We start from the raw sequence: 11831 nt of genomic DNA on the forward strand, positions 1-11831 counted from the left end.
CTCACCATGGACGACCTCGCCCGGCTCGCGGCCCTGCACGGCGTCGCCACCACCTACCAGCCCGCCGAGGACGTCACCGTCCGGGTCCCGGAGGCCACCGTCGCCGCCGTGCTGCGCGAGCTGGGCGTGGACTGCGACACCCCGGACGCCGTCCGGGAGCACCTGGCCGAGGCCGAGCGCGAGGCCGCGCAGCGGCTGCTGCCCGCCGTGCTGGTGTGGTGGGCCGGGTCGCAGCCGCCCGCGGAGCTGGCCGCGCTCCCTCCCGGTACGCGGATCCGCCTGGAGGGTGACGAGGCCGGGGGCTGGGAGCCCGGCGGGCAGGGGGCGCCGCCGCTGGGCGTGCACCGGTTGAGTGCCCGGACCCCCGACGGGCGTACCGGAGACGCCACGCTGATCGTGGCTCCCGAGCGGGCGCCCGGCGCGGGCGAGCGGGTGCACGGGGTGCTCGTCCAGCTGTACTCCCTGCTCTCCGAGCGGTCCTGGGGCATGGGGGACCTCGGCGACCTCGCCGCGCTCGCGCGCTGGGCCGGGCGGGCCCACGGGGTCGGCTTCGTCCAGGTCAACCCGCTGCACGCCGCGGTGCCCGGGGCGCCGACCGACCCCTCCCCGTACCGGCCCTCCTCGCGCCGCTTCCCCGACCCCGTCCACCTGCGCGTCGAGGACGTCCCCGAGTACGCCGACTGCCCGGAGCGCGGGGCCTTGGCCGAACTCGCCGAGCAGGGCGCCGAGCTGCGCCGCGAGGTGCTGGAGAAGGGGGCGCTGATCGACCGGGACGCGGTGTGGGAGGTGAAGCGCCGGGCCCTGGAGCTGCTCTACGCCGTCCCGCGCGGCCGCGCACGCGAGAGCGCGTACCGGGCGTTCTGCGCGGAGCAGGGCGAGGCCCTGGAGCGGCACGCCGCCTGGTGTGCGACGGACGGCCGGAGCGCCGACTTCCACCGCTGGCTGGTCTGGCTGACGGACACCCAGCTCGCCGCCGCGCAGCGGGCCGCACGCGACGCCGGGATGCCGGTCGGCATCGTGCACGACCTCGCCGTCGGGGTGCACCCGCAGGGCTCGGACACCCTCGGCCCGCCCCTCTACGCCAAGGGCGTCTGCGTCGGCGCCCCGCCCGACGCCTTCAACGCGCGCGGCCAGGACTGGGGGCTGCCGCCGTGGCGGCCCGACCGGCTCGCGGCCACCGGGTACGCCCCGTTCCGGGCCCTGCTGCACGGGGTGTTCCGCTACGCCGGCGCCCTGCGCATCGACCACGTCATGGGCCTGTTCCGGCTCTGGTGGATCCCGGAGGGGGCCCCGCCCGCCGAGGGCACGTACGTCACGTACGACGGCGAGGCGATGCTCGCCGTCCTGGTCCTGGAGGCCCACCGGGCCGGGGCCCTGGTCATCGGCGAGGACCTCGGGACGGTGGAGCCGCGCGTGCGCGAGGCGCTGGCCCGGCGCGGGGTGCTCGGCACCTCGGTCCTCTGGTTCGAGCGCGACTGGGCGGGCGACGGCCGGCCGCTCGCTCCCGGGGCCTGGCGCGCCGACTGCCTGGCCACCGCCACCACCCACGACCTGCCGCCCACCGCCGCCAAGCTGGCCGGCGCCCACGTGGAACTGCGCGACCGGCTCGGCCTGCTGACCCGCCCGCTGGAGCAGGAGCGCGCCGAGGACGCCGCCGACACCGCCCAGTGGCTGGACGTGCTGGAGGGGCTCGGCCTGGACACCAAGGGCGAGGAGGCCGCCGTACGCGCCCTGTACGCGTTCCTGCTGCGCACCCCCGCCCGGATGGTCGGCGTATGGCTGCCGGACGCGGTCGGCGACCGGCGGCCGCAGAACCTTCCGGGGACCTGGGACCAGTACCCCAATTGGCGGCTGCCGCTCGCGGACTCGGCGGGACGGCCGCTGACCCTGGAGGCGCTGGCCGCCTCGCCCCGGGCGAACGCCCTGCTGGGCGCGGTGCGGGAGGGGGCGGGTGCCCGTACGGCACCCCCGGGCGCGCGCTGCGTTTAGGTGTTCGCTACGTTTGCACCGTGGACAAGAAGAACGCTCTGCGCGCCGGCGCCGTCACGGCCGGATCGACGCTGATGATGCTGCTGATGACGTCTCCCGCCCTCGCGGTGGCCCGCGACGACGGCGACGACCCGGGTCCGGGCCTGAGCATCGCCCAGACCCTCGGCCTGTACGTGGCCACGCCGATCGTGCTGTTCCTGATCATCGCGGGCCTGGTGATGGTCCTCGACAAGTCGGACAAGCCGCAGTCCGCCAGCTGAACAGCCTGAAGAACGGCTGACCCCGGTCGGGTCGGCCGCCCTCAGACCTCCGGAGCGCCGGGGGTCCGCAGCCCGATGCCTTCCCGGCCCGGGTGCGGACCTCCGGCGCTCCGTCGTGCGTCCGGGGGGAGTCAGACCCCCTGGGCCTCGGCCATCAGCTTGCGCAGCAGGCCGCCCAGGACGGCGACCTCCTCCTCGCCGAGCCCCTTGAGCGCGGCGCGCTGCACCTCCAGCCCGGCGGCGACGGCCTCGTCGATGAGCGCGAGCCCGCGGTCGGTGATCGTCACCTGGAGCCCGCGCCGGTCGTGTGGATCGGGCGAGCGGAAGAGCAGTCCGGCCTTCTCCAGCTTGTCCAGGCGCCCGGTCATACCGCCCGTCGTGAGCATGAGCGTGGCCGACAGCTGGCGCGGCGAGAGCGTGTACGGGGCGCCGGAGCGGCGCAGCGTCGCCACGACGTCGAACTCGCCGCGCGAGATCCCGTACGGGGCGTAGGCCCGCTCCACCGCGTCCCCCACGGTCCGGGCGATCCGGTAGATGCGGCCGAAGACGGCCATGGGGCCGGTCTCCAGGTCCGGTCGCACTGCGTGCCACTGGTCGATGATCGCGTCGACGGCGTCCTTGTTGGCCTCGGTCATGCACGCAGTATCGAGCGTTCCTCCAGTCGTTCGCAAGAAAGTTGCTTGACGGAAAGTAGCTTAGGGGTAAGCTACTTTCCATCGACCTACTTGGGGGGAAGCGATGGACAAGACCAGGGGAACAAGGGTGGCGGGGGAGCGGTCGCTGCTCGTCGGCGCCGGCGTCAGCGCGGTCGGGACCGGGATGTACGTCCCCTTCTCGCTCGTCTTCTTCCACCACGTCACCGGCCTCTCCTTCGCCCTCGTCGGCCTCGTGATGACCGTCACCGGCCTGGCGGGGCTGGCGTTCCTCCCGCTGGCCGGCTCGGCCGTCGACCGGTTCGGCGCGAAGCGGATCGTCCTCGCCCTCTACGGGGTCCGCGCGCTCGGCTTCGCCCTCTACCCCTTCGCCGGGTCGCTGCCCGCCTTCGCCGCCGTCGCCCTCGTCACCGCCCTGGCCGACCGGTCCTTCCCCGTCGTCCAGCAGTCCCTGATCGGCGAGGTCGCCCGCGGAGCCGACCGGGACCGGCTCCAGGCCTCGCTGCGCGCGCTGCAGAACGCGGGGATGGGTGCCGGGGCCCTGATCGTCTCCGGCGTCCTCGCCCTGTGGGGGGCCGCCGCCTTCACGTACACCGTCTGGGGCAACGCGCTGGCCTTCGCGGTCGCCGGAACGCTCGTCCGCAGGGTCCGCCCCGTGCACGAGGCTCCGGCCGCCCGCGCCGGCCGGCCCGCCGCCGGCTACCGGATGGTCCTCGGCGACCGGCCCTTCCTCGCCCTGACCGCCGCCAACTTCCTGACCGCGCTGGGCTACGCCGCCCTGTCCGTGCTCTTCCCGCTCTACATCGCCACCTGGCTGCACGGGCCCGACTCCCTCACCGGAGCCGCCTTCACCCTCAACACCGCTCTGTGCGCCGGGATCGGCGTCCTCGTCGCGGGCCGGGTCCGCCGCTCCGGAGCCCGCCGCACCCGCTCCGCCGCGCTCGGAGCCCTGCTCTTCGCCGCCGCCTTCGTCGGCCAGATCGTGCTCGGCACCCTGCGCCCCGGGCAGAGCGCCACCCTGGTCGCCCTGATGGCCATCGTCGTCGTCTACACCCTCGGCGAGCTGGTGCACAGCCCCTCCAGCGGAGCCCTGTCGGTCTCCGCCGCCCCGGAGGCCGTACGCGGCCGCTACCTGGCCACCTACCAGGTGTCCCACTCCCTGGCCACCGCCCTGGCGCCCTCGCTCTTCACCGCCCTGCTCGCCGTCGACGGCCGGCTGCCCTGGGCCGTCCTCGCCCTCGCCGCCGCTGGGGCCGCCCTGGCGCTGGTCCGGCTGGAGCGCCGGCTGCCCGCCGAGGCCGTGTACCCGCAGCCGTCGGTCGTGGCGGCCGCCTCGGCGCCGCGGCCCACGGCGCCGCAGCCGCAGCCGCAGCCGGCTCCGGCTCCGGCCCCGGCCCCGGCGGTCTGAGCCGTCCGGCCCCGCGGTCCGTCCGGCCCGCCCCCTCGCCTTCCGTCCCGCGTTCCTCATCCGTCCGAGGAGTCACCCGCCATGAAGCGCTTCACCACCGTCGCCCTGACCGCCCTCGCCCCGATCTCCTGGGGCTCGACCTACGCCGTCGCCACCGAACTGCTCCCGCCCGACCGGCCCCTGTTCACCGGGGTCATGCGGGCCCTGCCCGCCGGACTGCTGCTCACGGCCCTGGCCCGCAGACTCCCGACCGGCGCGTGGTGGTGGAAGGCCGCCGTGCTCGGCACCCTCAACATCGGAGCCTTCTTCCCGCTCCTCTTCCTCTCCGCGTACCGGCTCCCCGGCGGGGTGGCGGCCGTCCTCGGCTCCGCCGGGCCGCTGTTCGTCGTCGGACTCGCCGCCCTGGTCCTGGGGGAGCGGGCGCGGCTGCGGACCGTACTCGCCGCCGTCGCGGGGGCGTTCGGCGTGAGCATGGTGGTCCTGACCGCGGCCGCCCGGCTGGACCTCGTCGGCATCGTCGCCGGTGTGGTCTCCTCCGCCTCCATGGCCGCGGGCACGGTGATGACCAAGCGCTGGGGGCGTCCGGAGGGGGTCGGCCCGCTGGCCCTGACCGGCTGGCAGCTCACCGCGGGCGGGCTGGTCATCATCCCCGTCGCGGCGCTGGTCGAGGGGGCGCCGCCCGCGCTCGACGGCAAGGCCTTCCTCGGCTACGGCTACATGATGCTGATCAACACCGGTATCGCGTACTGGCTCTGGTTCCGCGGGATCGGCCGCCTCACCGCCACCTCGGTCACCCTGCTCGGCCCGCTCTCCCCGCTCACCGCCGCCGTCATCGGCTGGGCCGCCCTCGGGCAGTCCCTGTCGCCCGTCCAGGTGCTGGGCATGGCGATCGCCTTCGGGGCCACGGTCGCGGGCCAGCTGTTCGCCGCCGGGACCCCGACGCAACCGTTCAGTTCTGCTGAAGAAAATGATCGAAACATTTCGATGGACCTGACCGATGGGCCGGTGCGACGGTAGAGCCACTTCAGGCGAGAGCCGATCACACCAGCACCCGAGGGGGAGATACACCGTGGCCGTCATGGACAGGGTCCGTACCGTCGCGCAACACCGCTCCGGCAGCCGGGCGGCCAAGGGGTCCGCCGGCCTCGGCCTCCTGCTCGCCCTGGTCGCCACGGTCGTCTGGTCCGGCAGCTTCGTCGCCACGCGGGGGATGGCCGACAGCGTCCCGCCCGTCCAGGCCGTGTTCTGGCGCTGGATCATCGCCACCCTCGCCGTCGCCCCCTTCGCGGCCCGCCAGGCCTGGCGGCAGCGGGCGCTGATCCGCCGCCACCTCGGGTTCGTCGCCCTCGCCTCGCTGTTCGGCGTGGCCCTCTACAACACGCTCGTGCACCAGGCCGGACTGACCACCTCCGCCTCCAACATGGGCATGATCATGGCTGCCTCGCCGGTCGTCATGGCGCTGTACGCCCGCCTCGGCGGCGAACGGCTCGGCGCCCGGCGGACCTTCGGACTGCTGCTCGCCGCGTTCGGGGTGCTGCTGCTCGTCGGGGACGGCTCGCTCGGCTTCGACTTCGGCGCCGGCGACCTGTGGATGCTCGCCGCCGCCCTGTCGTTCGCCTCGTACAGCGCGCTGCTCAAGCGCAAGCCCGCCGAACTGGGCGGACCGGCCTTCCTGATCACCACCTTCGTGCTCGGCGCGCTGATGCTGGCCCCCGCGTACGCCGTCTCCGTCACCGTCCAGGGCGGTTTCGAGCTCACCGCGGGCACCGGCGGGATGCTGCTCTACGTCGGCGTCATGTCCTCCGCGGTCGCCTTCTTCGCCTGGAACAAGGCGATCTCGCTGATCGGCGCCGCCCGGGCCGGAGTCGTCTACTACCTCCAGCCGGTGTGCGTCGCCGGCCTCGGCCTCCTCCTGCTCGGCGAGCGGACGGGCCCGGCGGAGCTGCTCTGCATGGCGCTGATCCTCGGCGGCGTGAGCCTGGGGGCCCGCCGGTAGGTTCGGTCCATGACCGAGTGGGACATCAAGAAGCTGCGGATCCTGCGGACCCTCGCCGACCGGGGGACCGTGACCGCAACGGCCGAGGCGCTGCACATGACGCCCTCGGCCGTTTCGCAGCAGCTGACCAATCTCGCCCGGCAGCTGGGGGTGCCGCTGCTGGAGGCGCAGGGGCGCCGGGTCCGGCTCACGGACGCCGCGCACCTCGTACTGCGGCACGCGGAGGCGGTGTTCGCGCAGCTGGAGCGGGCGGACGCCGAACTGGCCGGGTACCTGGCCGGCGAGGCGGGAGAGGTCCGGATCGGGGCCTTCTCCACGGCCGTGCCGGTGCTCGTGGTCCCGGCGGTGGCGGCGCTGCGGCGCAGCCACCCGGGGGTGGAGGTGCGCGTACGGGAGACCGAGGCGGCGCAGTCGTACGAGCTGCTGGCGGCCGGGGCCGTCGACCTGGCCCTCTCGCTGGCGGCGCACGCCCCGACCGCCCGCGACCCCCGGTTCACCCGCATCACGCTGCTGGAGGACCCCCTCGACGTGGCCCTCCCGCCGGACCACCCCCTCGCCGCGGCCCCGGCCCTGCGGCTGGCGGACCTGTCCGGGGACCCGTGGATCTACGGGGGCAGCGGCCCCTGGCAGGAGATCGCCCGCAACGCCTGCGAGGCGGCCGGCTTCGTCCCGGAACAGGCGCACTCGGCCTCCGGCTGGACCGCGATCCTGGCCATGGTCGAGGCCGGGATGGGGGTGGCCCTGGTCCCCCGCATGGTGTCGAGCCGCGCCTCGGGGGTGGCGGTACGGGTCCTGGCCCACGACCGCCCCACCCGCCACGTCCTGGCGGCCACCCGCAGCGGCGGCGAGTCAGCCCCGGCGGTCTCCCAGGTCCTGACCGCCCTGCGCACGGTGGCCGCGCAGCGCACCCCGTGACCGCGACCGCCCGCCGGACCCCGTGACCGAACGCCGGTGCCCCGGCCCCCGCGTCGAGCGGGGCCGGGGCACCGGGCGGTCAGGCTGCCGGGCGGGTCAGGAAGCCGACGCCGCGTCCGCGGACTGGGCCTTCAGCGCCCGCTCCACGCCCGAGCGGGACTCCGAGATCAGACGGCGCAGGGCCGCGTTCGGCTCCGCCGAGGCCAGCCAGGCGTCCGTCGCCTCCAGGGTCTCCCGGGAGACCTGGAGCGAGGGGTACAGGCCCACCGCGATCTGCTGGGCGATCTCGTGGCTGCGGTTGTCCCAGATGTCCTTGACCACCGCGAAGAACTTCTCGGTGTACGGGGCCAGCAGCTCGCGCTGGTCGGTCTGGACGAAACCGCCGATCACCGCTTCCTGCACGGCGTTCGGCAGGTCCGCGGACTCCACCACCGAGGCCCACGCCTGCGCCTTGGCCTCGGCCGTCGGACGCGCGGCCCGCGCCGTGGCCGCGTGCCGCTCGCCCGCCGCCGTCCGGTCGCGCTCCAGCTCCGCGTCGATGGCCGCGTCGCCCAGGACACCCGTCGCGACGAGGCGCTCCAGGAACGCCCAGCGCAGCTCGGTGTCCACGACCAGGCCCTCGACCTCCGCCGCCCCGTCGAGCAGCGCCGCCAGGAAGGTCAGCTGCCCCTCGGTGCGGGCCGTCGCCGCGAACGCGCGGGCCCACGCCAGCTGGTGGTCGCTGCCCGGCTCGGCGCCGCGCAGGTGCTTCAGCGCGGCCTCGGTCCAGGTCGCCAGGCCCTGCTCCCGCCACGCCGGGTCGGCGTACAGGTCCACGGCCAGCTTCACCTGGCGGTGCAGCGACTGGACGACGCCGATGTCCGACTCCTTGCCGATGCCCGAGAGGACCAGCGCGAGGTAGTCGCGCGTCGCCAGCTCGCCGTCGCGGGTCATGTCCCAGGCCGAGGCCCAGCACAGCGCCCGGGGCAGGGACTCGGTGAAGTCGCCCAGGTGCGCGGTGACGTTCTCCAGCGAGACCTCGTCCAGGCGGACCTTGGCGTACGACAGGTCGTCGTCGTTGAGCAGCACGACGGCCGGCCGGGCGCGGCCGACCAGCTCCGGAACCTCGGTCAGCTCGCCGTCGATGTCCAGCTCGATCCGGTCCGTACGGACCAGCTTGCCGGCGGCGTCCAGGTCGTACAGGCCGATCGCGATGCGGTGCGGGCGCAGCGTCGGCTCGCCCTTCGCGCCGGCGGGCAGCGCCGGGGCTTCCTGGCTGACGCTGAACGCGGTGATCGTGCCGTCCGCGGCCGTCTCGATCCGGGGGCGCAGCACGTTGATGCCGGCCGTCTCCAGCCACGCCTTCGACCAGGCGGTCAGGTCGCGGCCCGAGGTCTCCTCCAGAGCGCCCAGCAGGTCCGACAGGCGCGTGTTCCCGAACGCGTGCGCCTTGAAGTACGCCTGCACGCCCTTGAAGAAGGCGTCCGTGCCCACGTAGGCGACGAGCTGCTTGAGCACCGAGGCGCCCTTGGCGTACGTGATGCCGTCGAAGTTGACCAGGACGTCGTCCAGGTCACGGATGTCGGCCATGATCGGGTGCGTGGACGGCAGCTGGTCCTGCCGGTACGCCCAGGTCTTCATCGAGTTGGCGAAGGTGGTCCACGCCTGCGGCCACTTCGTGCCCTCGGCGGAGGCCTGGCAGGCGACCGAGGTGTACGTCGCGAACGACTCGTTCAGCCACAGGTCGTTCCACCACTCCATGGTGACCAGGTCGCCGAACCACATGTGCGCGAGCTCGTGGAGGATGGTCTCGGCGCGGCCCTCGTACGCCGCGTCCGTCACCTTCGAGCGGAAGACGTACTGGTCGCGGATGGTGACCGCGCCGGCGTTCTCCATCGCGCCCGCGTTGAACTCGGGGACGAAGAGCTGGTCGTACTTGGCGAACGGGTAGTCGTACGCGAACTTCTCCTGGAACCAGTCGAAGCCCTGGCGGGTCACGTCGAAGATCGCGTCCGCGTCCAGGAACTCGGCCAGGGACGGGCGGCAGTAGATGCCGAGCGGCACCGACTGACCGTTCGCGCCCTCGTACGAGCTGTGCACCGAGTGGTACGGGCCCGCGATCAGGGCCGTGATGTACGTGGAGATGCGCGGGGTCGGCGCGAAGCGCCAGACGTTGTCCTTGACGTCCGCGGCATCCGGCGTCGGGGAGTTCGAGATGACCGTCCAGCCCTCGGGGGCGGTCACGGTGAACTGGAACGTCGCCTTCAGGTCGGGCTGCTCGAAGCTGGCGAACACGCGGCGCGCGTCGGGCACCTCGAACTGGGTGTAGAGGTAGGCCTGCTGGTCGACCGGGTCGACGAAGCGGTGCAGACCCTCGCCCGTGTTGGTGTAGGCGCAGTCCGCGACGACGCGGAGCTCGTTGGCGCCGGCCGCGAGGTGGGTCAGCGCGATGCGCGCGTCCCGGAAGACCTCGGCCACGTCCAGGGACTTGCCGTTCAGGACGACCTCGTGGACGGCCGGGGCGACCAGGTCGATGAAGGTCTCGGCGCCGGCCTCGGCGGACTGGAACCGCACGGTGGTCACGGACGGGTACGTGCCGCCCTCCTGCGCACCGCTGAGATCGAGTTCGACCTCGTACGAGTCGACGGTGAGCAGCTTCGCCCGCTGCTGAGCCTCTTCACGGGTGAGATTCGTGCCAGGCACGCGGTCATCTCCTTTGATGGTGACGTTGCCCGGCCATCCTTCCATGCGGGCCCGCCGGGCGCCCCGGAGTAATCCACGGGCGAAACGCGACGTCCGTTTTCCGCCAGCTTCACCGGATCCGGACGCGCACTCTGGACGCCATGACCACACGTTCCGCGCCCCGACCGGCGCTCCACGCCGCACGTTCCGTCGCCCCCCAGACCCTCGCCGGCCTGCGCGTCCGTGACGACGCGGGCCGGCCCTGCCGACCGTACGAGGACCTTGAGGGCGGCGCCCCGCTCCGCTGCTGCCTGCGCCGCAGCCGCCCCGGGGAGCGGATCGCCCTCGTCTCGTACGCGCCGCTGCGCCGCTGGGCGGCCGAGCGGGGCGTCGACCCGGGCGCGTACGACGAGCAGGGCCCGGTGTTCCTCCACGCCGCCGACTGCGGCGGCCCGGCCGGGGCCCCCGGCCACCCCTTCGCCCACCCCGGGGCGCTGCGCACGGTCCGCCGCTACGACGCCGGGGGGCACATCCTGGGCGGCCGCGCCCTGTCCCTCGGCGAGGACCCGGACGCGGTGCTGGAGCAGGCGCTGGCGGAGGCCTTCTGCGACCCGGAGGTCGCCCTCGTGCACGTCCGCGCGACCGAGTTCGGCTGCTTCCTCTTCGAGGTCCGCAGGCCCTGACGGCCGGCGGGAAGACAAAAGGGGCGGCGCCCGCGCGGCGCCGCCCCCGGTCGTGCGCCGATCAGCCGCGGAGCTCCTCGGCGACCAGCTCGGCGATCTGGACCGCGTTCAGGGCCGCGCCCTTGCGCAGGTTGTCGTTCGAGAGGAACAGCGCGAGGCCGTTCTCCGCCGTCTCGTCGACGCGGATGCGGCCCACGTACGAGGCGTCCTTGCCGGCCGCCTGGAGCGGGGTCGGGATCTCCGAGAGCTCGACGCCCGGGGCGTCCTTCAGCAGCTCGTAGGCGCGCTCCACGCTCAGCGGGTTCGCGAAGCGGGCGTTGACCTGGAGGGAGTGGCCGGAGAAGACCGGCACGCGCACGCAGGTGCCGGAGACCTTGAGCTCCGGGATCTCCAGGATCTTGCGGGACTCGTTGCGGAGCTTCTGCTCCTCGTCGGTCTCGAAGGAGCCGTCGTCGACGAGGTTGCCCGCGAGCGGGACCACGTTGTAGGCGATCGGGCGCTTGTAGACGGACGGCTCGGGGAAGTCCACCGCGCCGCCGTCGAAGGTCAGCTGGTCGGCGGCCTCGGAGACGGCGCAGGCCTGGCCCTTGAGCTCGGCCACACCGGCCAGGCCCGAGCCGGAGACGGCCTGGTAGGTGGTGGCGACCATCGCCGTGAGGCCGGCCTCCTCGTGCAGCGGCCGCAGCACGGGCATCGCGGCCATGGTGGTGCAGTTCGGGTTCGCGATGATGCCCTTGGGGCGGTTCTTGATCGCGTGCGGGTTGACCTCGGAGACGACCAGCGGCACCTCGGGGTCCCGGCGCCAGGCCGAGGAGTTGTCGATCACGACGGCGCCCTGGGAGGCGACCTTCTCGGCGAGGGCCTTGGAGGTCGCGCCGCCCGCGGAGAAGAGGACGATGTCCAGGCCGGCGTAGTCGGCCGTGGAGGCGTCCTCGATGGTGATCTCCTGGCCCTCCCATGCGAGGGTCGAGCCCGCGGAACGGGCCGAGGCGAACAGCCGCAGCTCGTCCACCGGGAACTTCCGCTCGGCGAGGATGGCGCGCATGACTCCGCCGACCTGTCCGGTGGCTCCGACGATTCCGACCCTCACGGTGACTCCTTATTGGTGCGTACGACGCGGGCGAGTGAAGCCATCATGCGTTCGACCCCACGAGGCTTGTCCAATCCATTGTCCGAGGAACGGACGGTGTCCCGAATGTGAACCCCCGTGACACGTTCGTGGCGGCTGTGTTGCACCTCCGCCGAGGGCCCGTTCTGCCTGGTCGC

Annotated in this window: 10 protein-coding genes; 7 read left to right on the plus strand and 3 right to left on the minus strand. The window is 73.8% G+C overall.

The genetic code is table 11. The features are described 5' to 3' along the window. Nucleotides 1-6 precede the first annotated feature (6 nt). Nucleotides 7-1989: a 4-alpha-glucanotransferase gene (locus CP980_RS21895; protein ID WP_150528885.1), complete on the plus strand. Its 1983-nt coding sequence runs from the start codon at nucleotides 7-9 to the stop codon at nucleotides 1987-1989. Nucleotides 1990-2009: 20 nt separating this feature from the next. Next, nucleotides 2010-2249: a hypothetical protein gene (locus tag CP980_RS21900; RefSeq protein WP_099892304.1), complete on the plus strand. Its 240-nt coding sequence runs from the start codon at nucleotides 2010-2012 to the stop codon at nucleotides 2247-2249. A 131-nt stretch (nucleotides 2250-2380) separates the two neighbouring features. Here the strand turns inward: CP980_RS21900 and CP980_RS21905 are convergent, their stop codons facing one another. Beyond that, on the minus strand, nucleotides 2381-2884 hold the full coding sequence (locus tag CP980_RS21905) for a MarR family winged helix-turn-helix transcriptional regulator (protein WP_150528886.1): 504 nt from the start codon (nucleotides 2882-2884) through the stop codon (nucleotides 2381-2383). 103 nt (nucleotides 2885-2987) lie between these two features. On the opposite strand from CP980_RS21905, the gene CP980_RS21910 reads away from it, so the two are divergent. The 4 genes from CP980_RS21910 (at nucleotide 2988) to CP980_RS21925 (ending at nucleotide 7221) form a co-directional block, all read left to right on the plus strand. Further along, nucleotides 2988-4310 carry an MFS transporter gene (locus CP980_RS21910; protein WP_150528887.1) on the plus strand — a complete coding sequence of 441 codons (1323 nt, stop codon included), beginning with the start codon at nucleotides 2988-2990 and terminating at the stop codon, nucleotides 4308-4310. A gap of 81 nt (nucleotides 4311-4391) precedes the next feature. Continuing rightward, the gene (locus CP980_RS21915) at nucleotides 4392-5327 is read left to right on the plus strand and encodes an EamA family transporter (protein ID WP_150528888.1); all 936 of its coding nucleotides are present in this window, start codon (nucleotides 4392-4394) and stop codon (nucleotides 5325-5327) included. A gap of 52 nt (nucleotides 5328-5379) precedes the next feature. After that, nucleotides 5380-6306, plus strand: a complete 927-nt coding sequence (locus CP980_RS21920) for a DMT family transporter (RefSeq protein ID WP_373312896.1) — start codon at nucleotides 5380-5382, stop codon at nucleotides 6304-6306. 9 nt (nucleotides 6307-6315) lie between these two features. Then, nucleotides 6316-7221 carry a LysR family transcriptional regulator gene (locus CP980_RS21925; protein ID WP_150528890.1) on the plus strand — a complete coding sequence of 302 codons (906 nt, stop codon included), beginning with the start codon at nucleotides 6316-6318 and terminating at the stop codon, nucleotides 7219-7221. 96 nt (nucleotides 7222-7317) lie between these two features. Here the strand turns inward: CP980_RS21925 and pepN are convergent, their stop codons facing one another. Continuing rightward, nucleotides 7318-9903 carry an aminopeptidase N gene (gene pepN / locus CP980_RS21930; RefSeq protein ID WP_150528891.1) on the minus strand — a complete coding sequence of 862 codons (2586 nt, stop codon included), beginning with the start codon at nucleotides 9901-9903 and terminating at the stop codon, nucleotides 7318-7320. Nucleotides 9904-10043: 140 nt separating this feature from the next. Between pepN and CP980_RS21935 the strand changes: the two genes are divergently transcribed. Beyond that, nucleotides 10044-10565: a DUF1203 domain-containing protein gene (locus CP980_RS21935; protein WP_150528892.1), complete on the plus strand. Its 522-nt coding sequence runs from the start codon at nucleotides 10044-10046 to the stop codon at nucleotides 10563-10565. Nucleotides 10566-10626: 61 nt separating this feature from the next. Here CP980_RS21935 and CP980_RS21940 read toward each other — a convergent pair whose 3' ends face one another. Next, the gene (locus tag CP980_RS21940; protein WP_132755184.1) at nucleotides 10627-11655 is read right to left on the minus strand and encodes an aspartate-semialdehyde dehydrogenase; all 1029 of its coding nucleotides are present in this window, start codon (nucleotides 11653-11655) and stop codon (nucleotides 10627-10629) included. Nucleotides 11656-11831 lie beyond the last annotated feature (176 nt).

The organism is Streptomyces vinaceus, from assembly GCF_008704935.1.
Classification (GTDB): Bacteria; Actinomycetota; Actinomycetes; order Streptomycetales; family Streptomycetaceae; genus Streptomyces; species Streptomyces vinaceus.